The organism is Streptomyces sp. NPDC002773, assembly GCF_040295605.1.
In the GTDB taxonomy this organism is placed as follows: Bacteria; Actinomycetota; Actinomycetes; order Streptomycetales; family Streptomycetaceae; genus Streptomyces.
In genome coordinates this window covers 14,509-37,774 of record NZ_JBEOVO010000026.1, presented here as the reverse complement: position 1 = coordinate 37,774, position 23,266 = coordinate 14,509, and the positions used below count along the sequence as shown (strand labels likewise).

General features: G+C 71.8%; 18 protein-coding genes. 11 read left to right on the top strand and 7 right to left on the bottom strand.

Annotation, left to right across the window (positions count from 1 at the left end):
• Positions 1 to 8 precede the first annotated feature (8 nt).
• Positions 9 to 497 (bottom strand): carboxymuconolactone decarboxylase family protein, encoded by a 489-nt coding sequence (locus ABT034_RS26325; protein WP_351219334.1) that lies wholly within the window; start codon positions 495 to 497, stop codon positions 9 to 11.
• A 358-nt stretch (positions 498 to 855) separates the two neighbouring features.
• Between ABT034_RS26325 and ABT034_RS26320 the strand changes: the two genes are divergently transcribed.
• Both ABT034_RS26320 and ABT034_RS26315 read left to right on the top strand, forming a co-directional pair.
• Positions 856 to 2,451: a hypothetical protein gene (locus ABT034_RS26320; RefSeq protein ID WP_351219332.1), complete on the top strand. Its 1,596-nt coding sequence runs from the start codon at positions 856 to 858 to the stop codon at positions 2,449 to 2,451.
• 187 nt (positions 2,452 to 2,638) lie between these two features.
• Positions 2,639 to 4,210, top strand: coding sequence for a right-handed parallel beta-helix repeat-containing protein (locus ABT034_RS26315; protein ID WP_351219330.1), 1,572 nt, complete (start codon positions 2,639 to 2,641; stop codon positions 4,208 to 4,210).
• A gap of 13 nt (positions 4,211 to 4,223) precedes the next feature.
• On the opposite strand, the gene ABT034_RS26310 is transcribed toward ABT034_RS26315, so the two are convergent.
• Positions 4,224 to 5,564, bottom strand: coding sequence for an ABC transporter substrate-binding protein (locus tag ABT034_RS26310; protein WP_351219328.1), 1,341 nt, complete (start codon positions 5,562 to 5,564; stop codon positions 4,224 to 4,226).
• 263 nt (positions 5,565 to 5,827) lie between these two features.
• Between ABT034_RS26310 and ABT034_RS26305 the strand changes: the two genes are divergently transcribed.
• Positions 5,828 to 6,070 (top strand): hypothetical protein, encoded by a 243-nt coding sequence (locus ABT034_RS26305; protein WP_351219326.1) that lies wholly within the window; start codon positions 5,828 to 5,830, stop codon positions 6,068 to 6,070.
• Positions 6,071 to 6,089: 19 nt separating this feature from the next.
• On the opposite strand, the gene ABT034_RS26300 is transcribed toward ABT034_RS26305, so the two are convergent.
• Positions 6,090 to 6,881, bottom strand: a complete 792-nt coding sequence (locus tag ABT034_RS26300) for a pyridoxamine 5'-phosphate oxidase family protein (protein WP_351219444.1) — start codon at positions 6,879 to 6,881, stop codon at positions 6,090 to 6,092.
• 41 nt (positions 6,882 to 6,922) lie between these two features.
• Complete coding sequence (locus ABT034_RS26295) at positions 6,923 to 8,242, bottom strand: globin domain-containing protein (protein WP_351219324.1); 1,320 nt, start codon at positions 8,240 to 8,242, stop codon at positions 6,923 to 6,925.
• Between the two features lie 479 nt (positions 8,243 to 8,721).
• Between ABT034_RS26295 and ABT034_RS26290 the strand changes: the two genes are divergently transcribed.
• The 8 genes from ABT034_RS26290 (at position 8,722) to ABT034_RS26255 (ending at position 18,884) form a co-directional block, all read left to right on the top strand.
• The gene (locus ABT034_RS26290; protein WP_351219322.1) at positions 8,722 to 9,834 is read left to right on the top strand and encodes an AI-2E family transporter; all 1,113 of its coding nucleotides are present in this window, start codon (positions 8,722 to 8,724) and stop codon (positions 9,832 to 9,834) included.
• Positions 9,835 to 9,987: 153 nt separating this feature from the next.
• On the top strand, positions 9,988 to 11,505 hold the full coding sequence (locus tag ABT034_RS26285; protein ID WP_351219320.1) for a hypothetical protein: 1,518 nt from the start codon (positions 9,988 to 9,990) through the stop codon (positions 11,503 to 11,505).
• 165 nt (positions 11,506 to 11,670) lie between these two features.
• On the top strand, positions 11,671 to 12,939 hold the full coding sequence (locus ABT034_RS26280) for an AAA family ATPase (protein WP_351219443.1): 1,269 nt from the start codon (positions 11,671 to 11,673) through the stop codon (positions 12,937 to 12,939).
• Positions 12,940 to 13,097: 158 nt separating this feature from the next.
• The gene (locus tag ABT034_RS26275) at positions 13,098 to 14,303 is read left to right on the top strand and encodes a vWA domain-containing protein (RefSeq protein ID WP_351219318.1); all 1,206 of its coding nucleotides are present in this window, start codon (positions 13,098 to 13,100) and stop codon (positions 14,301 to 14,303) included.
• Positions 14,304 to 14,680: 377 nt separating this feature from the next.
• On the top strand, positions 14,681 to 16,687 hold the full coding sequence (locus tag ABT034_RS26270; protein ID WP_351219316.1) for an ATP-binding cassette domain-containing protein: 2,007 nt from the start codon (positions 14,681 to 14,683) through the stop codon (positions 16,685 to 16,687).
• A gap of 214 nt (positions 16,688 to 16,901) precedes the next feature.
• The gene (locus ABT034_RS26265) at positions 16,902 to 18,113 is read left to right on the top strand and encodes a methyltransferase domain-containing protein (RefSeq protein WP_351219314.1); all 1,212 of its coding nucleotides are present in this window, start codon (positions 16,902 to 16,904) and stop codon (positions 18,111 to 18,113) included.
• A 28-nt stretch (positions 18,114 to 18,141) separates the two neighbouring features.
• The gene (locus tag ABT034_RS26260; protein ID WP_351219312.1) at positions 18,142 to 18,291 is read left to right on the top strand and encodes a hypothetical protein; all 150 of its coding nucleotides are present in this window, start codon (positions 18,142 to 18,144) and stop codon (positions 18,289 to 18,291) included.
• Positions 18,288 to 18,884 carry an NUDIX hydrolase gene (locus tag ABT034_RS26255; RefSeq protein WP_351219310.1) on the top strand — a complete coding sequence of 199 codons (597 nt, stop codon included), beginning with the start codon at positions 18,288 to 18,290 and terminating at the stop codon, positions 18,882 to 18,884. Before ABT034_RS26260 ends, ABT034_RS26255 begins: the two co-directional genes overlap by 4 nt.
• Positions 18,885 to 18,926: 42 nt before the next feature.
• On the opposite strand, the gene ABT034_RS26250 is transcribed toward ABT034_RS26255, so the two are convergent.
• From ABT034_RS26250 to ABT034_RS26240, 3 genes are all read right to left on the bottom strand, one after another.
• The gene (locus tag ABT034_RS26250) at positions 18,927 to 19,418 is read right to left on the bottom strand and encodes a nucleotidyltransferase domain-containing protein (protein WP_351219308.1); all 492 of its coding nucleotides are present in this window, start codon (positions 19,416 to 19,418) and stop codon (positions 18,927 to 18,929) included.
• A gap of 62 nt (positions 19,419 to 19,480) precedes the next feature.
• On the bottom strand, positions 19,481 to 21,184 hold the full coding sequence (locus ABT034_RS26245) for an AMP-binding protein (RefSeq protein ID WP_351219306.1): 1,704 nt from the start codon (positions 21,182 to 21,184) through the stop codon (positions 19,481 to 19,483).
• Positions 21,181 to 23,211, bottom strand: coding sequence for an FAD/NAD(P)-binding protein (locus ABT034_RS26240; RefSeq protein ID WP_351219303.1), 2,031 nt, complete (start codon positions 23,209 to 23,211; stop codon positions 21,181 to 21,183). Before ABT034_RS26240 ends, ABT034_RS26245 begins: the two co-directional genes overlap by 4 nt.
• Positions 23,212 to 23,266 lie beyond the last annotated feature (55 nt).

Here is a 23,266-nt window from a genome sequence, read left to right as displayed (position 1 = left end):
GGAGCGGCTCAGTCCCACTGCTCGTCGCTGAGGGAGGTCACCGGCTGCGGCTTTCCGATGACCGCGAGGGCGATGAAGAAGTTGATCTGGCCGATCGCGATGGTGAGGGTGGCCAGCGCCTTGTCGTCGTAGTGCTTGGCCACCTCTGCGTACAGCTCGTCGGAGACGCGCTCCCTGCCGTGCGGGGCCGGCTGGAGGGTGGCCTCCACCAGGGCGAGGGCGGCGCGCTCGGCGTCGGTGAAGTACGGGGCGTCCTGCCAGGAGGAGACGGCGGTGATGCGCTCCTCGGTCTCGCCGGCCTTGCGGAGGAACGCGGTGTTCAGGATGGTCAGGTAGGTGTTGTGGACGATCTGACCGGCGCGGAGATGGACGAGGTTCATCGTGGTGCGCGGCACCGAGCGGTTGCCGGTGGCCCGGAAGAGGGCGGCGCTGACGTCGCTCAGCTCGGGGACGAACTCGCCGGGGTTGGGCATCCGGGAGATCGAGGGGTTCGTCATGGCTGCTCTCCTTGTGTGTCGCCGCGTCGGCTCCGTGTCGCCGTGAGCGGTTCCGTATCGCCGTGGTCGGCGTCTTCACAGCACTGACGGACCGGCCGACGGCGATGTGACAGCAATCCGGAAAAAGATTCCGCGCGGTGGGCACCGCAGGCTCGCCGCAACCTCCACCTCCCCTCGCCGATCGGCACCCGGGCTCGGCCGAACGGCTGAGATATGCCTGATTTGGCATCAATTGCTCCCTCGACGCGTGTCGTTGCCGACAAGGCGATCGAGTTTGCGTTTCGCTCAAGCGTTCTGGAACCCTCCGTTCGACCTGTCTGAAAACACCTGAGCACATGGACAACGGAGGCAACCTCATATGCCCACTAGGCGTATCCGACGCGCTTGGCTGACGGCGGCTGCCGCGGCCTCGCTCGCGGTCACCGGCCTCGCGGCCCCGGCCCAGGCGGAGGACGTTCCGCCGGGCGCCCCGGAGACCTGGGTCCAGGAGCCCCGTACGACCGAGGGCACCACCCCGCCGTTCACGGCCAACGCCTGGACCTCCCCCGGTGGCCCGGCCTCTCCCGGCGACTTCACGATGGCGCCCGGCGCGCTGAACGCCGAGACCACCACGCGGGTCGCCCGCCTGGACTCGGTGCTGCCCAAGTCGGGCGTGCAGAACCTGCTGGCCGGCGCCAACCGCACCGCCGAGCCCTGGTGTTCCCGCGATTCGTTCGGCACCGCCCCGAACCCCGACATCAAGTACTGCCTGCAGAGCGACGACTCCGTCTCGCGCGAGTGGGTCCCCCAGGGCATCACCGGCGTCTCCGACGCCAAGGACAACGAGCTGTGGGGCGACGCGGGCAACATCCAGCTGTTCGCCTCGTACGACGGCTGGGACCCGGGCCGCGAGACCGACCCGAACCCGGCGACCGGCGACTGCACCACCGCCGAGCTGGAGGCGAACGACGCCTGCAACCAGAAGGGCGTCCGCATCACCTTCATGCAGAGCCGGACCAACCCGGCCACCGGCAGCCCCGAGGTCAAGTACCGGCACGTGCTGCTGGGCTGGACGTACGTGAACTCGGCCGACCACGTGTCCTTCGACGGACTGCACGCGGCCGAGTACCCGATCCAGAAGGGCGTCCACGCCGGCGGGATCGTCTGGTACGGCAACTACCTCTACGTCGCGGACACCCGCAACGGCCTGCGCGTCTTCGACATGCGCTACATCATGGACCTGGACCCGGACGGCGACCCCACCACGCACGACGCGATGGGGACCGACACCGACGGCGTGAAGACCACCTCCAACGTCGAGGTCAAGACGAAGGTCGGCCGCCACAACAACGTCTGGTACAGCTTCGGCTACCGCTATGTGATGCCGCAGGTCGCCGCGTGGAAGTTCAAGGCGACGCAGAGCAACCCCAAGGGTTCGTACGCCTGCGTCTCCACCGGCGCCCCGAAGGCCTCCCACATCTCGCTGGACCGCAGCACGACCCCCGACCGCCTGCTCATGGGTGAGTACTGCCGACCGGAGAGCGGCTACCCGTCGACCGGCCGCATCGCCTCGTTCCCGGTCGCGGCCCTCGAGGGTCGCTCGGCGGACGTGACCGCCGAAGGATGGGCCAACTACCTGCCCCTGGCCAACGGTGGCGCGCAGGGCGCGGCGGCGCACGGGGGCACGCTGTACGTGAACGAGTCGAAGGGCACGGACGAGCCGGGCAACCTCTGGCGCTACACGTGGAGCAACGGCCAGCTGGTCCAGGACGGCCAGGCCGTCAAGACCGCCCGCGGCGCCGAGGACCTCTACGTCGAGCGGGGTACGGGCCGGCTGTGGTCCCTCTCCGAGCACCGCCCGGGAGTGGCGGCGGACTGCACGGCGAACCGGGACACCGCTGATCCGGTGGGCACGGACTACTGCCAGCGCGTGCTCTACGGACACAAGCTGAGCTGGCTCGACGGCCAGCCGTAGCCGAGGAGGGGCGTCCCCGCCGCCGTCGGAGCCGTATCCGCGCGACGAGGGCGCCCCGATCACGTATCTGAACAAGAGTCACGGACGTAGCCATTGACGTGTCCAGGAGGACAGCCCTAGCGTCTCGGGAAAGCGCTTTCTCGTCCAGCCCCCGGAACGCCCTCCCTCCCCCTCCTGGAGACCTCAGATGCACCTGCGATCCGTCACAGCCTGCGTCAGCCTGCTGGCGGGCACGCTCGCCGCCCTGTCCGTGAGCCCGGCCCACGCCGCCACCGCCCTGTACGAGGCCGAGGCCTCCCCCGCCGTCTGCAGCGGCACCATCGACTCCGACTGGTCCGGCTACACCGGCGGCGGCTTCTGCAACGGCACCAACGCCACCGGCGCCTACGCGCAGTTCACGGTGAACGCCCCCGCCGCCGGAACGGCCACGCTCGCCGTCCGGTTCGCCAACGGGACGACCACCCCGCGTCCGACCGGCCTGGTCGTCAACGGATCCACCGTGCAGACGCCGACGTTCGAGGGCACCGGCACCTGGTCCGCCTGGACCACCAAGACCCTGACCGTGACGCTCAACGCGGGCAGCAACACCATCCGCCTCAACCCCACCACCGCCGCGGGGCTGCCCAACATCGACTCGCTGAACGTCACGACGGGCGACGCCCCGCCGCCGGCGGCCGGCGCACTGTACGTCGCTCCGAACGGCACGGACAGCGCGTCCGGAACGCAGTCGAACCCCACCACGCTGACCTCCGCGATCAGCCGCATCGCCCCCGGCGGGACGATCTACCTCCGGGGCGGCACGTACCGCCACTCCACGACGATCACCGTCCCGCCCGGCAACAACGGCACCGCGAGCGCACGCAAGAAGCTGTCCGCCTACCCCGGCGAGACCCCGGTGCTGAACTTCTCGGCCATGACCGAGGACCCGGCCAACCGCGGCCTGGCCCTCAACGGCTCGTACTGGCACGTCAACGGCGTCGTCGTCGAGCGGGCCGGCGACAACGGGATCTTCGTCGGCGGCAGCGACAACGTCATCGAACGCACGGTGACGCGCTTCAACCGCGACACCGGACTCCAGCTCTCCCGCATCGCCTCCACCACGCCCCGCGAGCAGTGGCCGTCGAACAACCTCGTCCTGAGCGCGGAGTCGCACGACAACGCCGACTCCGACGGCGAGGACGCGGACGGCTTCGCCGCGAAGCTCACCGTCGGCGGCGGGAACGTCTTCCGCTACGCCGTGGCCCACCACAACATCGACGACGGCTGGGACCTGTACACCAAGACCGACACCGGCCCCATCGGGACGGTGACGATCGAGGACTCCCTCGCGTACGACAACGGCACCCTCAGCGACGGCTCCCAGGCCGGCGCCGGCGACCGCAACGGCTTCAAGCTCGGCGGTGAGGACATCGCGGTCGACCACGTGGTCCGGCGTACGATCGCCTACCGCAACGGCAAGCACGGCTTCACGTACAACAGCAACCCGGGCAGGATGACGGTCACCGGCAACATCAGCGTCGACAACGCCCAGCGCAACTTCTCGTTCGACGCGGGAACTTCGGTGTTCCGGAGCAACACCTCCTGCCGCGCCGGCAGCGGGACGAACGACCGGACCATCGGTGACGTCGACACCTCGAACCAGTTCTGGTCCGGCACGAACGGCGCCCGCTGCTCCTCGTACACCGGATCCCTGAGCTGGTCCTACGCCTCGGACGGCCGCCTCGTCACGGCCTTCGGCGGCCGTACGGTCACCTGGTGAGCCCGCCGGAAGGCTACTCGTTGACGGTGAAGCCGTGGTCCTTGCCGTACGTGACGCTGGCGTCCTGCCAGGCCTTGAGGCCGTCGGCGAGTGTGGTCGGGGTGACGTACGCCTTGCCGGCGGTGTCGTTGAAGATCGAGTTCGCGTACACCTGGAAGGGCAGGTAGGACCAGTCGGCGCCGACATTGCGGGCGGACTCGGCGAAGATCCGGTTGGCCTGCTGGCCGCCGAAGTAGGGGAACTTGGTGTCGAGGAACGCCTTCGACTCCAGGTCCGTGCGGGTGGCGGGGAAGGCGCCCTGGGCGACCCGGGTGCTCGCGCCGGCGCCGGTGGTGGCGAACTCGGTGAAGGCGTAGGCCAGTTCCTTGTTCATGGCGGCCTTCGGGACGGCGAGCGAACTGCCGCCGTTCTCGGCGGTGGTCTTCTCGCCCTTCGTCCACTGCGGCAGCGGGGCGACCCGCCAGTCGCCCGAGGCGGAGGCGACACCCGAGGTGAGGTTGGCGGGCATCCAGGCACCGATGGAGAGGGTGGCGATGGAGCCGTCCGCCAGACCCTTGTACCAGGCGTCGCTCCACGTACTGATCGGCGCGACGAGCTTCTCGTCGAGGAGCTTCTGCCAGGTGGCGGTGTACTTCCTGGTGCCCTCGTCATCGAAGTCCACGGTGACGTCGGTGCCGTCGGTACGGTACGGACGGCCGCCGGCCTGCCAGATCAAACTGGTCGTGGCACCGGCGTCACCGGTGTCGTTCGTGATGAAGATCTTCGGGTCGGCCTTGTGGAGGGTACGGGCCGCCTCCACGTACTCGTCCCAGGTCGTCGGCACCTTGACGCCGTGCTTGTCGAAGACCTTCTTGTTGTAGAAGAACGCCATCGGACCCGAGTCCATCGGCAGGGCGTAGACCGCCTTGTCGCCGGTGACGGCGTCCCACGTGCCGGAGGTGAAGCTCGTACCCCACCGCTGGGCGCCGTAGGGGGAGAGGTCCTCCACGGACTTGTCGATCGTGAACTGGCCAAGCGCGTAGTACTCGATCTGCGCCACGTCGGGGGCACCGTTGCCGGCCGCGATCGCGTTCTGCAGAGGCATGTACTGCTTGTCGCCCGTGCCCGCGTTGACCAGCTCGATGTCGACCTTCGGGTACTTCTTCTCGAAGTCCTCCGCCACCTTCTTCAGCGTGGGCTCCCACGCCCACACCGTCACCTTTCCGCCCCTCTCCAGCGCGGCGTTGATGTCCATCGGCGAGGCGCTGACAGCGCCGGTGTCCTCGGTGTCGGAGCCGCAGGCCGTGGCGGTCAGCGAGAGCGCGGCGAGAACGGCGAGCGGGCCGAGCAGTCCGCGGAGGGTGAGCGTACGCATGGGAGGTGCTCCTCTGTTCCAGCTCGCGAACCTGGAGGACCCCGTCAGTGGCGCTGCCGTCGTCTCCGCGTTCATGCCTTCAGGATGGGCCGCCACGGGGTGCTCAGCATGTCGTGAGGCGGCCGGACAGGCGCGCCTCGTGCCCGCGGTCAGGCGGTCTAGGCGCCTCCGTCTCCGGCGTCCGTCTCCGTCGGAGGAATGACGGCCGCGGACAGGGGCAGCCGGGGTGTGAGACCCCTGTGGAATCGAACAAGGAGAGCCTGATGCAGAGCACGCCCGAGCCGGAGCTTCCCGACCCCGTCCCGGCGACTCGCGACGCCGTCACGCCGGACTTGCCCGCGCCGGGCCCGGACGCCCCGGACCTCCAGGGCGCAGGAGGCAACCGGCCCCCCACCGATGAAGAAGGCGACAAGGACGGCGAGCAGCGGGAGGACGCAGAAGAACATGGCAAGGGCCGCCCCGCCGCCGGCCCGGGTACTCCGGCACCCCAGGAGCAGACCGACTAGAACCGCTCCCGGCCGAACGTCATCCGGCGGAGGCGCTCCTGCTGAACCAGCCCCTGAACATCGGCGCCTCTGCCACGGCCCCGGCATGCCTGCCGGTACCGGCTGCGGCAGCGGGCCGCTCGGCCCTCGCCAGGAGCTTCTCCGCCTCCGCCCGCCAGGCCGCCGCGTCCGCACGGGGCGGCGGCAGGTACGGGCCCCGCTCCGGCGCCTCGGCGGCGGCGCCGAAGAAGTCGCCGCCCTTGCGCTTGAAGTCGTCCGTGCCCCACGAACGGCCGGAGCCGTGCCGAGGGGCCTTCTGGAGGTGGGGAATGTGCTTGGCGCAGTGGATGTACGCCTCCTCGACGGCGACCACCACCCACACCAGGGCCCGGCGGCCGGGCACCGGGTCGACCGGGAGCCCGGAGTGGACGCGGCGCATCTCGTCGTCGGCCACGACCACGGCACGGCCGTTGACGTGCAGGCCGATGCGGTCGCGGAGGAAGTCGACCATGAGGATGCCGACGTGCGGGTTCTCCTCGATGTTGCCGAGGCTGGCGTGGACGCCGTTGCCCCGGTACTCGGGGTAGGCGAGCGTCTCGTCGTCCAGGACGTGGAGAAAGCCGGGCGGGCCGGCCCGGAAGGTGTTGTCGCACTCGCCGTGCCGGTCGGCGGTGGCCAGGAAGAACATCTCCTGCCGGGCGACGAACTCCCGCATCCGTGGATTCAGCCGGTCGAGGACCTGGTCGGCGTAGAAGCGGTCGGCGCGCTCCGCGGTGCCCAGACGCTGCTGGACCTGGTGCTCGCCGTCGCTGCCCGGCCGGTGGATGCGCAGCGAGTTCTCCCGCCGCTGCCCGGCTTCCTGTTCGAACGTACTCACGTCGTCGCCCCGACCAGTTCCTCGATGGAGTCGTGTCGTATGCGGTGGGCGGGGATGCCCATGCCCACGAGGGAATCGACGCTGCGGCGGATCATGCCCGGCGGGCCCGACAGGTAGGCGTCGTAGGTGTGCCAGGGGCCGAACTCCCGTACGGCCTCCGGGATGCCGCCCGACAGCAGGCCGACGGGACCGTCGTCCACGACGGGGCGGACCGAGAGCCAGGGGTGCGACTGCTGGAGCCTCAGCATGGTGTCGATGTCGTACAGGTCGTCGTTGCGGCGGGCGCCGTAGAACACGTCGACGGTGCGGCGCCGGCCGTGCCGGGCCACGTCCTCCACCAGGGCCTTGATGGGCGCTATGCCGGTGCCGCCGCCGAGGCAGAGCAGTCCGCTGTCGGCGGTGTGGTCCACCGTCATGGAACCGGCCGGGGGACCGAGACGGATGACGTCCCCCGGGCGGGCCTGGTGCACAAGCGCGTTGGAGACCCAACCCGCCGGTACGGCCTTGACGTGGAAGGAGAGCAGTCCGTCGGAGCGCGGGGCGGAGGCGAACGAGTAGTGCCGCCAGACCCGCGGCCACCAGGGAGTCTCCAGGGTGGCGAACTGCCCGGCGAGGAAGGGGTACGGCTGGTCGGGCCGGACCGTGACGATCGCGATGTCCCGCGTACGCATCTCATGGCCGACCACCTCCGCCTGCCACCAGGCCGGCGCACGCAGTTCGTCCTCGGTCGCCGCGTCGATCATGATCTGGGAGATCGTGGTGTACGCGCCGACCCACGCGGCTTCGGCCCTCGGCCCCCAGCTGGACGGGGCGTAGCGGGTGAGGGCGCCGATCAGCGCCTCGCCGACGGCCGGATAGTGCTCGGGGAGCGTGCCGTACTTCCTGTGACCGCGGCCGAGGTGGGTCAGGTACGTGGTCAGGGTCGCGGTGTCGTCGGCGTGGGTCGCGGCCGTGAGCAGCGCCTTGAACAGCCGGTCGCGCTGGGTGTCCATCGCGGCGGGGAAGAGCGCCCGAAGCTCGGGGTGGCGCAGGAAGAGGAGCGCGTAGAAGTACGAGGTCACCTTGTCGGCGATGGGCTCGATCTCGGCCATGGTGCGGCGCAGGAGCGCGGCGTCGGACGTGTCCTCGGGCTTCGGCCGGGGGCCGCTCTCCTGGCGTACGGCCCCGGGGTCGAACGCGGGGGCCTCCGGGCGCGTCGGCTGCCGGACCGCGGCCGCCGGCTCCCCCGGACTGCGCCCGAACCAGCCCCCGGCTCCGGCTCCGGATCTGTCGCCGGATCTCTCGCCACCGGCCGAGGGGTTCGTCGGAACTGCCATCGGTCTGCCTCGCCTCGAACGTCTTCGATCGGTCTCCGCACGCGGGTCCGCGTGTGCCCGGCTTCCCTCTCTCCGCGGATTTCCCGCCTATTCACCCTGGCCCCGCAAAACTGTCGGCACTCGTCACCGACGGCGGAGGACGTTCACCTGGACGAGTGGACGGGCCCGACCATACCTCGCCTGTCTTGCTCGCAGGTGACGCCTGCCTCGGCGTCCGACGCGGCCATGGATGCGCTGGTCAGACCTCGGTTACCAACGAGTCAGGCCGATGCGCGGAGCCGATTCCTCCGCCTTGGGGCCGACGCACCGACCGAAAACTCACGGGGTGATCAAAATTTCTCCACATCTCCCCCGGCCCTTCAGACGGGCCGCCGGGGCCGCCGTGGGGCGGGCGGGAGCTTGGGCGGCGACGACGGCCGGCGCGGAGGCGTCCGAGAGGCGATATCCGGCCGGGCGGCGGGCATCAATAGGCTGCACCCATGCCTGACATGTTGAGTTCAACGAAGACTGCCGCCGCCCTGCGCAGAGCGGCACGCGTCTCCGCCGAGTCGCTACTGGTCCTGGTGATGGCGGCGGTGGCCCTGTGGATCCTGGGCCGTATGTGGTCGGTCGTGTGGCCGCTCATAGTGGCCCTGTTCCTCACCACCATGACCTGGCCGCTCACCCGCTTTCTGCGCCGGCTCGGGTGGGCACCCGCCCTGGCCGCGGCCGTGGTCACGGTCCTCTTCCTCGGCGTGCTCGCCGGCATCGTCGCGCTGATCGCGGTGCCGGTCGCGGCCCAGTCCGGAGAGCTCGCCGACGGCGTGGTCGAAGGCATGCAGAAGGTACGGGAGTGGGCCGCCGGGCCGCCCCTGAACATCGGGGACGACCAGATCTCCGGCGCCTTCGACGCCGCGATCGCCCGCATCCAGGACAGTGTCGGCAGCATGGTCACCACCGTCGTCTCGGGCGTGGGCACCGTGTTCAACGGTCTCGTCACGGCCGTCCTGGCGCTCTTCCTGATGTTCTTCTTCCTCAAGGACGGGCCGCGTTTCCTGCCGTGGCTCACCCGCCAGCTCCCCGGTCGCCTGGCCGTCGACGTCCCCGTCGTCGCCGAGCGCGGCTGGGAGACCCTGGGGGCGTTCGTGCGCTCGCAGGCGTTCGTCGGCCTGCTCGACGCCGTCTTCATCGGCCTGGGCCTGTGGTTCCTCGACGTCCCCCTGGTGCTTCCCCTGGCCGTGCTGACCTTCGTCTCCGCCTTCGTCCCCATCGTGGGAGCACTCTTCGCCGGCCTGGTCGCGGTCCTCATCGCGCTGGTGTCGAACGGTCTGACCGACGCGCTGCTGGTACTGGCGATCATCGTCGTGGTGCAGCAGCTGGAGGGCAACGTGTTCCAGCCCATGATCCAGAGCCGCGGCCTCGGCCTGCACGCGGCGGTCGTCCTGCTCGCCGTGACGCTGGGCGGCAGCCTGGCCGGCATCGTGGGCAGCCTCCTCGCGGTACCCGCGGCCGCGCTGATCTCGGTGATCTGGAACTACCTGCGCGAGCAGCTCGCCACCCACCAGCAGGAACCGGACGCCGACGAGCCGCACACCGTAACCGCCGCGCCGTAGGAGTTCCGTCCCGCCGGGCGCCGTTCGACCGGCCCGCGAAAAAGACCCGCGAAAAAGTCCTCTGCGGGTCGTACGACGGTGGGTTACGATCCCGGAGATGATGAACTTCTCCTCGTACCGATTGGGGGACTCGTTCGCTCAAGGTGAGTGCTGATGGCACATCACTTCGCGAACGGGATCCCGACCCACCTGTTGATGTGGCAGCGCGTGCGCGAGTACGCCGTGCCACCGTCCATGATCGAGACCGCGACCGCACGGCGTGCGGCCGGTGACTGGGCGGGGGCTTGCTCCGCTGCCCGGATCGACGTCGATTTCGATCTGCGCGCCGTGGCCGACCGCCACGGCACATCGCTCGCCGCCCGGCTCCGTGCCGACCTGCGTCGTCTGGCACCGGATCTGCTCCGCTGGCACATGCCCCGGATCGCCCCGGACGGACGGCTCCGCCCCGGCCTCACCCTGACCCTGGCTCGTTACGGGGCTTTCGGCGCCGCGCCGCTGAGTCTGGTGGTGCGGACACCTCCGGCCTGGGCGGATGCCGGGCAGCGGATGTCGCTCGCCGTGTGGGAGGGGCACGGAGGCAAGGCCCCCGGAAGCCCTCCCCACACCCGCCCGCATCCGCATCCGCATCCGCATCCGCACCCCGACCGGCGTTTCCGGTTCGACCTCCACCGGCATCTCTGGGACGCCGGAGGGAGCGGCGACCTGGCGCGGCGGTGTGGTGCGGACAGGCCACCGTCTCCGCCGGACCGGAGCTCACCAGCCGTTCAGGGCACCCCGTGGGCGGTCGCGAGGTGGGCCGCCGAGGCGGAGTCGCTGTTGCGGGCCGAGGGGCTCCCCCCTCGCGGGGCCTTCACCGTACGGCTCGGTGCGGGACGACGTGCCGTGCTCGAACTCGTCGCTCCCGACGACAGCCACGCCCCGACCGTCGAACCGCTGCGGAAGCCGTTGCCGGCGCAGGAGGTGGCGGCGCTGCCGGTGCTTCCGGAAGCAGCAGCCCGGACCCTTCCCGACCTGGAGCTGCTGCGCGCGGGGCTGATCACGGCGGAGCGGCTGCATTCTCTCGTCGCGGGGTCTCTGGCGGCGTACGTCCCCGAAGTGGCGCCCGGTCTCGACTCGGCGTCCGGACCCGGCCCCGGACCCGCGCACGGTGATCCGCACCGGGTGGAGTGCAGGGGCGAGATCCACCGGGTCGCGCTGAGGGACGGGGTGTTGTCGGCGATCGACCACGACCGGGCCACTCTGCGCCGGGAGGAGCTCCTTGTCGCCCTCGGCGGGCCGTCACTGCCCTGCCTGCGGGCGATCGATGCGGTGCACCGCACCCCTGAGACCCTGCCCGCGGTGCGAGAGCGGCTGGCGCACGGTGACGTCTCAGGGGCACTGGCCGTCGTCACGGCGCTCCTCGGCCCTGACGCGGTCCTGCGTGACGGTCCGCTCCGGGAGGAGCTGATGTCCGCCGCGGCCCGCCGCATCGACCACGGCCTCTTCCGCGCGGGGCTGGACGCCGGCCACCCCGCCGCCGGCCGGCGTCCCGACGCGGCGGACGGCACGGCCGGTTCGGGCTCCGGGACCCCGTACGCGAACCGCCGCCCCCGGCTCGACCGCAGTACCCCTCTCCTCACGCGCCGCAAGCGAACCAGCCTGGCCCGGCCCCGGAACGGCCTGTCGCGCTGACCGGCCCACCCCGCTGACCGGCTCCACCTCCTCGACTCCCCTGCCCGAGCGCGCATCGGGCGCGCATCGGGCGCGCATAGAGCACCTCCGTATCCCACGACATCCGGGACGGGCCCCCCGTCCCCTCATTCCCCTCAGGTGATGCCCATGACGTCCAGCACCCTCATGCCCTTCCCCCTCTCCGCCGACGCTCCCGATGTCGGTGCGGGTACCCGCCTCGCCCTTGCCGACGACCTCCTCGCACTCCTGCGCACGACGACCACCGAGCCGCGCCCCGACGAGCAGCTCGAAGCGCTCACTCTGGCCGTCGCCGCCGACCTGCCCGTACTGCTCTGGGGCGAGCCCGGCATCGGCAAGACGGCGGCCCTGACCCAGCTCGCCGCCTCCCTCGACCTGCCGCTGACGACCGTCATCGCCAGCGTCCACGAGCCGTCGGACTTCTCCGGGCTGCCGATCGTGGGCGACGACCCGGCGGTACGGGGAGTTCCCATGGCGCCACCGCAGTGGGCCGTGGAACTCGTACGTGCCGGGCGGGGCCTCCTGTTCCTGGACGAACTCTCCACCGCCACCCCCGCCGTGCAGGCCGCACTGCTCCGGGTCGTCCTGGAGCGGAGGGTCGGCGAGCTGCAACTGCCCCCGGGGGTAAGGATCGTGGCCGCTGCCAATCCGCGGGCGTCGGCGGCGGACGGGTGGGAACTGAGCCCGCCCCTGGCCAACCGGTTCGTGCATCTGTACTGGGTGCACGACCGGGAGGTGGTGGTACGCGGCCTCGGCGGGGTCTGGCCACGGGCCGAGCTGCCCCGGCTGGCCCCGGAGCGGCTGCCGGAGGCGGTGGCCTCGGCGCGCCGCGCGGTCTGTGGCTTCCTGCACGCCCGGCCGACGCTGATCCATCGGCTCCCGACCACGGAGACACGGCGCGGGGGCGCCTGGCCCTCGCCCCGGAGCTGGGAGGCAGCCCTGACCCTGCTGGCCTTCGGAACGGCCGCCTCCGTCTCGCGGGAGGTGCTGGCGCTCCTGGTGCGGGGCGCGGTGGGGGACGGCGCGGGGCTCGAACTCCTCGCCCACCTCGACCGGATGGACCTGCCGGACCCCGAATCGCTGCTGGCCGATCCGGGCTCCGCCGAACTGCCGGAGCGCGGGGATCTGCGCCAAGCGGCGCTGGAGGCGGTGGTGGCCGCCGTGGGGGCGCGGCCGGAGCGGGAGCGGTGGGAGGCGGGCTGGGCCGTACTCGTCCGGGCGCTGGAGACGGGCGCCCCGGACCTCCTCGTCGCCCCGGCGACAGCACTGGCCGCGCTGCGGCGCGACGACTGGGAGATCCCGGAGGCGGTGGAACGGCTCGCCAGGGTGGTCGGTCTCGCCCGGCGTGCCGACCGGTCGGTGGAACGTGCCGCGGCGGCGGCCGACGCCGGGCGTGGGGCGGGGGCGCGCCGATGACGGGGGCCGCGCGGTCCTCGGCGCCGTACCGGAAGTCCCCGTCACCGCTACCGCGCCCGATGGCCCCTCCCCCGCCGCCCCGCCCGGTGCGGGCCGCCGTACCGGCGCCGCCCACCGGCTCCGGCAGGCGGAGCGGACCGCCCGGACTCCCCCTGGACATGGAGAAGTTGCTGGCCGCCCGGCTGCACGCGGTGAAGGTCCGCCCCTATCTGGCGGGCGCGCTCTTCGCACTGCACGTGGTGGAGGACCGGTCGGTGCCGACGATGGCGGTGGACGCGTACTGGCGCTGCTACGTCTCCCCGGCTTTCGTGGCGTCGACTCCGGTGGAGGAGCTGGCGGGCGTCTGGGTGCACGAGGTCTCCCACCTGCTGCGGGACCACCACGGGCGGGGGGAGCGGTACGCGAAGGAGTACGGCGAACACGGGCCGGGCGAGCGGCTGCGGCGTAACATCGCCGCCGACTTCGAGATCAACGACGACATCTACGGCGACGGTCTGCCCCGGCCGGCGGGGGCGGTGCTGCCGTCGCTGCTGCGGCTGCCCGAAGGGCAGTTGATGGAGGAGTACCTGCGGACGGCGTCGATGTCCGGGCTCGCCGCCGACCTGGCCTGGCTGGACTGCGGCAGTGGCGCCGACGGCCACGCCCGGCCGTGGGAGCTGGGGCCCGACGGAGCACACGGGCTGAGCAGGCAGCAGCAGGACGCCGTCCGCTTCCGGGTCGCGGAGGGGATCAAGGGCCGGCCCGGTGACTCGCCGGAGGGGTGGCGGCGGTGGGCGGAGGAGGCGTTCCATCCGCCGCAGCCGTGGCGGAGTCTGCTGGGGGCCGCGATCCGTTCGGCCGCGGGAGCGCCGGGGACGGGTGAGAACCACAGCTACCGGCGCCCGTCCCGGCGCTCGGCCAGTGTGCCGGGGGTGGTGCTGCCGAGCCTACGCCGTACGCCGCCCAGGGTGTGCGTGGTCATCGACACCTCCGGATCCGTGAGCGACGCCGAGCTGGGCAGCGCGCTCCTTGAGGTGGCGGCGATCTCACGGGCGGTAGGTGGGCGGCGCGACCTGGTCTCGGTGATCTCCTGCGACGCGGCGGCCGGTGTCGCCGTGCCGCTCTGCCGGGCGGAGAACATCGAACTGATCGGTGGGGGCGGAACGGACCTGTGCTCAGGTTTCGCCCAGGCACTCCGCGCCCGGCCGCGCCCGGACGTCATCGTCGCCCTGACGGACGGCCAGACGCCGTGGCCGTCGGCGCAGCCGCCCTGCCGCACCGTCGTGGGTCTCTTCCCCCGCCCCGCCCGTGCCTTGGACGAGGAGGACCCCGACTACGTCCCCGACACGCCTCCCGCCTGGGCGCGTGTCGTCACCATCGGCTGAGCCGGTACGGCGGACAGCCCGGCGGTCCCGCAGGAGGCGCTGGTTCGCCGACGCGGGCCGCCGCAAGTCCCCTGAAGGGTGATCGGCCTGTTCGAGCAACCCGATGGCCCTGCTCGTCAAGGCACGCCTGCCCTCTCACACGTACCCGAACATTTGTCCCGGATCTGCCCCCTCATGCCCCGTAACGGGTGAAGGAGACGGCCGTTTTACGAGCACACACGTACCCATCGAGCCCATCCGGAGGCCTCCATGCATCCCGTGCCGCTGACCACCGAGTACGCCTCCGGATTCGAACGACGGCGGTCCTGTACGCCCACATGCGGGCCCTCCCCGCGTCCGGCAACCTCCGCGGCGGCCTCCGGCGCGAGGTGGGCGGCGTGAGCGGGTACGACAACGAGGAGGCCCTCGGAAGCACGGTCCCCGGCCCCCGGGCCGCCCCGCTCACCGCGCCGCCCCGGACCCTTCCCGTCGGTTCCGAGGACGGGGACATGACCGAGGAGATGGAGGAGGCGTACTGGTCCGTCCACGACGGTGCCGCCGCGCGTGCGACCGTACGGCAGGTCCTGGTACGACTGCCGCGGATCACGGGACGGATCGGGCAGCTCGCGTGGCGGGCCGACCGCCCGGCGACGGTCGCCGTCGTCGTGTGCCAGTTGGGCTCCGCGGCCATGAGCGCGCTCGGGCTGATCGCCTCGGTCGCGGTGCTGCACGAGCTCTTCGCCCAGGGCCCCACCCCCGACCGGGTGCGCGCCGCCGTCCCGCAGATCCTGCTCGTCGTCGGATTCATCGCCGCGCGGGCCCTGCTGGAGGCGGCGGTCGCCGTGGCGCAGGCCCGGGTGACACCCAAGATCCGTACCGCCCTCGAAAGCGAGTTCTTCCAACTGACCGCGCACGTACGCCTGGAGGCGGTGGAGGACCCGGACTGGCACGACGAGGTCTACCGTGCCAACGACCGGGGGCTGTTCTACGCCCGGCAGATCGTCGGCCAGGTGGTGTCCCTCGCCTCCGCCGGCCTCGGACTCGCCGGGACGATCGGGGTTCTCGGCATCCTCCATCCCGCCCTGCTGCCCCTGCTCCTCTTGTCCGTCCTGCCCGTCGGGATGGCGGCCGTACGCAGCGCCCGGGCCCGCTTCCACAGCTTCAAGCGGTGGAACGCGCTCCAGCGCCGGGTCAGGGTCTTCTCCTGGCTGCTCCTCGACCAGGACGCCGCCGCCGAGCTCCGTTCCGACACGGCGCAGGGCGCGCTCCTGGACGAGCACCGCCGTCTGATCACGCGGATCGCCGCGGAGGACACGCGCCTCGGCGTACAGGCCGCCGTGCTGAACCTGGCGGGCCGCGGGGTCGGCGGGATCGGCACCGGCGTCACGTACTGCGCGCTCGGCGCGATGCTGATCGCAGGCTGGCTGCCCCTGGCCGCCGGTGCGGGCGCCGTCCTCGCCATCCAGGCCGGGCAGTCGTCCCTGACCCGGCTCGTCGAGGTCGCGCACCTCGTGTACGAACACGCGATGTGGGTCGACGACCTCCTCGCCGTCCAACAGCGCTGCCGCGGCCTCCAGCAGCGAGCCACGGAACTGCCGGCCCCGGCGCAGGTGAAGACCATCACCCTGGAGGACGTGTCCTTCACCTACGCGGGGAAGGACGCCCCCGCGCTCGACGGGGTGTCCATGACGCTCACCGCGGGCGAGACCGTGGCGTTCGTCGGTCTCAACGGCGGAGGCAAGAGCACCTGCGCCAAGATCCTGGCCGGCCTGCACGACGTGCAGCGCGGTCGGATGTGCTGGGACGGCGTCGACGTACGGACCATGGACGCCCAGTCCCTGCAACGGCAGGTCGCCTGCGTGCTCCAGGACCCCGTCCGGTTCCCCTTCAGCGCCCTGTCCAACGTGACGGTGTCCACCGGCAGCCTGACGGAGGCCGACCCCGAACGGGCCCTGGCCGCCGCACGGGCCTCCGGCGCCGATCAGGTCCTCGCCGCCCTCCCCGGACAGTGGGAGGCCCTGCTGTCCAAGCGGTTCCGCGGCGGCCAGGAACTCTCCGGCGGGCAGTGGGCCAAGGTCGCCGTGACACGCGGCCTGTACAAGAACGCCCCCCTGCTCCTCCTGGACGAACCCACCGCGAGCATGGACCCGCCGTCCGAACACGCCGTCTACGAGGCCGTCCTGCGCGGCCGGCTGCGCGAGGACCAGATCACCGTCCTCATCTCCCACCGGCTCGCCAGCGTCGTCGACTGCGACCGCATCTACGTGTTCGACTCGGGCCGAATCGTGGAGTCGGGGTCGCATGACGACCTCATCGCCCTCAACGGCCTCTACACCCGGATGTTCACCCTCCAAGCGGGCGGCTACCAGACCCGCACCACCACTGAGGAAGGACCCGGTAGGTGACGGCGCCCCCTCCCCCGGCCCGCCCGGGTCGCCGCGGCCCGGTGGGGGAGCTGGGCCGACTCGCACCCGACCCGCGCACCGTACGGGATAACCCGCACTGGCCCCCTGTTCCACCTCGTTCCGACCGGCCTGCTGTGGTCCTCCCCCGTCCGCCGCGGGGCCGCCATGCCCACACCCACCCCGACCGGTCCGTCGCCCACGAAGGAGGAACCTCGTGTCCACTGAACTCAACGCCGCTACGAGCGGACGCCGTGCCGCCATGGTCGAGCGTCTCGAGTCCGACGGTGTCCTTGCCGATCTCCAGCTGCGCGACGCCCTTCTTCAGGTACGCCGCGAGGTGCTCCTCCCGCACGCCTACATCCGGGTCAGCGGTCCGGATGCGGACCCGATCGACTGGCGCCTGCTCGACGGCTCCCACCCTGATGATCAGGCGGAGTGGCTCGACCTGATCCACAGCGACGAGTCGATCCTGCTCCAGCGCGACGGCGAGCCCCTCGACGCCCTCGGCCGGGGACCGGTGACGGGCGGACACATGACCTCCATGTCCACTTTCACCCCGGCCACTCTCGAAGCCCTGCAGACCTTGCGACTCGGCCCGGGACTGCGGTTTCTCGACCTCGGGACCGGTCCAGGTGTCTCCCTTGCGCTCGCCGCCGCCATCACCGGCCCCGGGCTCGCCGCAGGTGTGGAGCGCGATTTGTACATGGCCGCGTTCGCCCGACGGAACCTGGACACGCTCGACCTGGGCGCGGTGGTCGTCGAAAGCGACGCCCTCGACGGACACCCGGCCGGCGCGCCGTACGACCGGATCCACTCCGGCATCGGCGTGCCCAGCGTCCCGCCCGCCTGGCCGGAACAGCTCGCCCCGGGAGGGATGCTGCTGACGACGCTCGCGACCCGCACGCCGAGCTGGCCCGGGCAGCTCCTCGTCACCCGCACTCCAGCGGGCCGGATCGAGGCGGTCCTGAAGGGCAAGCCGCGCGGGTACAGGCCGCTGCTCGGCTACCGGTGGCTCAACGCCCTGGACCACCGCGCCCGGATCAAGGCCTTCCCCGGCACGGTGCGGCTGACGCCGCTGTCCCCACCGGCGGACGACACGTACGGCTTCTGGATCGCCGCCGCCTATCTGACGCCGGGTCTCGTGCGCGACTTCCAGGCCGAGACGATGATCATCGTCGCCCCTGAGGACGACTCGTGGGCGGTAGCCGGGCCCGGCGACGGCACCGTACGCGTCCACGGGCCGCGCGATGTCTGGGCCGAACTCGAAGCCCTGTACGCCCGCTGGGAGCAAGCGGGTCGCCCGGACACGTACCTGGTCGACATCCCCGACGGCGGCGGCCCGCAGCACGTCTCCTCCGGCACCGGACCGAAGGCCCTCGCCTGGCCCCTGCCTCCACTCGCCGCCGTTCCCCCACAGCCGTCGTAGTCGGCCCGCCCGAACTCAGGAGATTCCCATGGAGGCCTTGATCACCGGCGGTGCCGGGTGCGTCGGATCCACCATCGCCTCGCGGCGCCTGGACGAAGGCAGGGCCGACTCGCCGGCCTGGGCCTGGTACGAACGCCGCGGCACCGTCCTTACGCGCCTCTCGGGAGGCGGCGCGTGAGCGGCGCCGCGCGGCACACCGAGCCGGTGGACGTGCACCTCATCGCCGTCCGCGAAGGGAGGAACGGACCTGAGGTGCTGCTCTCCCGCAGAGCAGGTGCGGTCTACGCGGCCGGCCTGTGGCATGCCCCGTCCGGGCACCTGGACCCGGGCGAGAACGTCGTCGTCGCCCTCGTCCGGGAGACCCGGGAGGAGACCGGCGTCCTCGTGGACCCGGACGACGTACGCGCGGCGGTCACCGTGCACCACCGCTCCCCCGGCGGCGGCACGCGCGTCGGGTTCTTCTTCGAGGTGCGGCGGTGGAAGGGCACTCCGCAGATCATGGAGCCCGAGGTGTGCGACGCGATGGGATGGTTCCCGTTCGACGCGCTGCCGGAGCCGATGGTCGCGTACTGCCGGGCCGGGCTCGACGCGTATCGGGCCGGGGCCCGCATGGCGGTCCACTTCCAGGAGCCCGGCGATCCGATCGCGTACGACCCGACGGCAGACAGGCTCCACCTCGTCCACGCCGCGGCTTCCGGCGTACCGCTGCCCGGGCCGGAGGCGGAGGGCCGGGGACGCGTTCGAAGCGACCGCGGTCCGGGGGCCGGCTGAGGAGGCCGGTCTGCGCGGGACCGGCCCGGTGGGTGCGGCGGATCAGAAGTGGGTAGTGATCCCGAACGCCTCGCGGAGTCGGGCCATGTCGTGGCGGTCCCGGTCACTGGGCTCGTACCCCTGGTGGAAGTAGACCTGTTGTTCGGCGGACAGGCAGGGAACCGTGCTGTGCTGGATTGTGCCGGTGACGAAGCAGGCCGCCGGGTAGAGGAACGGGCGTCCCGGCTCCAACGAAGCCTGGGCGGCGTTCCCCTCGGGCGCGAAGACCAGGGGGTGCAGGTCGATCTCGCGCCCCTTCGCGTCCGCGACGACGAATCGCACCGGGCGCCAGTCGAGCGATTCGGCGAAACCGGCTTCGGCGAGGGCCGCGACGACCTTCGGCTCCTGCTCCTGGCGGTGCATCAGGTCCAGGTCCCGGTGAGGACGGGTCTGCCTCCCCAGGAGGGCGTCGATGCCCCACCCACCACCGATCCAGACGTCCGTACCGGCCCTCCGGAGCACGTCCAGGATCTCCAACACGTCATCGCCAGTCACGTCCGACATCCTTCCGCTCGGCTGTGGCGGAGAGCCTACGGACTCCGATGGCCCCCCGGTGCTCAGGGCTGTTCCGGGGCGTCGACGGAGTACTCGGTGTCTCCCGCGCCACGGGCTCTCAGCTCAGCACGGCGGATCTTGCCGGAGGACGTACGGGGCAGGGCGGGGATGAACTCCAGAAGCCTGACCCACTTCTCGGGCGGGAGTTCGGCGCGGGCGTGTGAGAGGACTCGGCGGGCCGTCGCAAGGGTCTCGGGGTGGTCCGGGGCGGTGACCACGTACGCCTTCGGGGTCCACAGGCCGATCGGGTCGGGGACGGGGACGACCGCGGCGTCGGCTACCGCCGCATCGCCCAGCAGCACCTCCTCGAGCTCGCGGGGCGAGATGCGGTGGTCGAACGACTTGAACATGTCGTCCGCACGGGCCAGATACGCCAGGGAGCCGTCCCGGTCGCGGACCGCGAGGTCACCGGTGTGGTAGTGGCCATCGGCCATGACCCGCGCTGTGCGCTGCTCGTCACCGACGTAGCGGCGCATGATCCCGGCCGGTGGATCGGTCAGGTCGAGGCAGATCTCGCCGGGGCTGCCGTCCGGGACCTCCACGCCGGTCTCGGGGTCCCGCAGGACGACCCGGTGGCCCGGAAGCGGGAAACCCATGCTGCCGGGGACGGGCGTGCTGCCCGGCGGGTTGCCGATCTGCGCCGTCGTCTCGGTCTGCCCGTATCCGTCGCGCGGGCGGATCCCCCACGCGCGCTCGACCTGTTCGATCAGCCGTGGTTCCAGCGGTTCCCCCGCCGCGGTGGCCTCCCTGAGGGCCGCCGGCCGCCGGCCGAGGCCGTGCGCCACCATGGCCCGCCACACCGTCGGGGGCGCGCAGAAGGTGGAGACGTCCCGGCTGCGCAGTACGTCCAGGATGTCCCCGGCGGTCGTACGCGAGGTGCTGAGGGCGACCACGGTGGCCTCGGCGTTCCACGGGACGAAGAACGAGCTCCAGGCGTGCTTCGCCCAGCCGGGAGCGGAGATGTTGAGGTGGACGTCGCCGGGTCGGACACCGTTCCAGTACATGCCGGAGAGGTGCCCGATCGGATAGCTGACGTGGGTGTGCTCCACCAGCTTGGGCTTGGACGTGGTGCCCGAGGTGAAGTAGCGGAACAGCGGGTCCTCCGCGCGGGTGGGGCCGTCGGGTACGAAGACGGGGTCGGCATCCTCGGACAGCTCGTACGGCAGCCAGCCCTCGGCCCCACCGCCCGCGCTGACGCCGGTCCAGGTGCGGGAGGTGACTCCCGTCGCCTCGTCGAAGCGTCCGGTGAGCTCCGCCTCGGTGACGACGTACCGCACGTCGCCACGGCGCAGCCGGTCCGCCAGTTCCGCGGGGGTGGCCGTCGTGTAGGTGGGGATGACGATCACACCGAGCTTGATGGCGGCGAGCATGGTCTCCCACACCTCCGCCCGGTTTCCAAGCATCAGCAGCAGCGTGTCGCCGCGGCACACGCCGGCCGAGCGGAGCCAGTTGGCGACCCGTGCCGAACGGAGGGTCAGTTCCCGGAAGGTGAACTGCCGGTCGGTGGAAGGGCCGCCGTCGCCGACGATCCGCAGCGCGGTCGCGTCCTGCCCGTCGGCCAGGGTGTCGAACCAGTCGAGGGCCCAGTTGAAAAGCGCCGGGCGTGGCCAGCGGAACTCCGCGACCGCCTTGGGGAGATCGGTCCGGTGGAACAGCAGGACGTTCCTTGCGGCCAGGAACTCGCGCGTCGCGTCCGAGGGGGTCATGCCGTGTCACCTCGGTGGGTCGAGAAGGACGCCAGTTCGTTCTCCGCGTGCCCGGTGTTCGCGGAGATGTCGGCGGGGCGGTCGTCCGCCGGGGGTGGGGTGTTCGTCGGGCGGAGGGCGTCCGCCGCTATGGCGTCGGCGTCCCGGTAGAAGAGGGTGGCGACTCCGGGGCGGCTGCTGCCGACCTGGGTGAACCAGCGGGTGTGTTCGGTCGGGATGCCCAGGGCGTACAGGTCCGGCTGGGGGACGCCCCGCGCGTCCACCACGTGGAAGGGGCTCTCCGTGACGTCCAGGCCGCCGGTCACGTACCGGCTGCCTCCCGGCCCCTCGATCACGTACGCGCGGACCATTCCCTCCTCGACCAGCTGACGGGTCAACGGCGAGGTGTCGCGCCGGAGATCGGGGGTCGGGATGCGGGCGTCGATCAGGGTGTGCACCAGGCGGGCGGAGCCTTCCACGCGCGGCGAGCTCACCTGGAATCCGCCCGCCCGCGCATCGGTGCCGAAGACGCTCCCGGGGCCCGCGACCTCCACCACCCCCTGCTGGATCAGAGCCCTGAGCTGCTCGACCCGGTACATCGGAGGGCCGGCCGAAAGCAGCGCGTTGACGGGCAGGAAACGGCTGTGGAAGAAGCCGGTGTGGGAATCGGGCAGCAGCCCGCCGAAGTCGACTGCCTCGCGGACCACGTTGCGGATGTCACGGAGCACGTCCAGAGCGGATTTGAGGGGGCCGTCCAGGGTGCCGAGCGAGGCGGCCGCGAGATCCTCGTCCATCACCGTGAGCAGCCGGTCGCGGAACTCCCGCGGTGAGCCGAAACGTTCGTCGCCGAACGGGCGGGCCAGGGCGTGGAGATCGAGGGGCGGTACGTCCCCGAGACCCGCGTCGGCGAGCAGTCGGCGCCGGTCCGCGCCGGTGCGGAGCGCGTCGGCGTGTGCCTCCGCGAAGGCCTCCGCGGCCCGCGGTCCCCGGGTGGTCCTGACGTGGGTCACGTAGTGGACGTGCTCGATCTCCCGCAGCAGCAGCGGCTGTACGTCCTCGGCGAAGTCCAGTTGGCCGGTCCCGCCCCGGGCCCGGCGGGCGGCCCGTGCGGCCAGGAGGGCGTCACGGGTGAGGAACAGGGCCTTGTGGCTGAAGGAGGGCTCCTTCTGGTTGCGGCCCCGGGCCGGGATGGGGAGGCCGCTGCGTGACCCGGCGACGATCCTCGGTTCCCGCCCACTGGGCCGGTAGACCAGGGCGCCGTCGTCGCGCGTCCCGAACGTGCCGCCCCGGCCCACGGTCAGCGAGAGCATCACGTCGTAGAAGGAGAGTCCGATGCCCCGGATCGCCACCGCGCTCCCCGGGAGCACGGAGTCCTCGCCCAGGGGCATGTCCGCCGCGGAGTCCCCGCACACGTAGCGGGTGCCCGGCGTGCGGGCGGCGAAGTCGAGCATGGCGCGCTCGAAGTCGTCCGGCGCGTTGAACGGATGGCCGGTGGCCAGGACGACCCGGTCGGCCTCCAGGAGGTGGGGGGCGGTGTCGAGACTGAGGAGGTATCCGCTGTCGGCGCCGGTGCGAAGCGCCGTTACGCGGCCCGTCACGGGCACGAGTTCGACGTGGTCCGGCAGGCTGTCGGCGATGGTCCGGTAGACGTCGGCGAGGTACCGGCCGTACCGGACCCGCGGCGCGTAGTCGTCGGGACCCAGGGGTTCCTCGCCCGATCGGGCCCGCTCGGCGATCCACTGGCCGAGGGAGGGACCCGCGCCGGGGCGGGCGGGCCCGTCGTCGGGGTCGCCGGAGTACATCGTCACCTGGCTGATGACCGTGTTCATGGTGAACCAGGGGTCCTGGTCGGTGCGCCACACCCGGCCGGCGCCGACTTCCGTCGCGTCGATGAGATGGACCCTCACCGACCGGGGCGTGCCGCCTGCCGCTGCCTCGGCTTCGGCGGCCGTACGGACGGCGAGGCGCTCCAGGACGGAGATGCCGCGCGGTCCGCTGCCGATGACGGCGATGACGAGTGGGCGTGTGTGGGGTACGTGTCCGGGCACGGGAGCTTCCTAAGGGGTGTGAAGGGAACACCGGTGGAGGAGGGAACGGGACGGT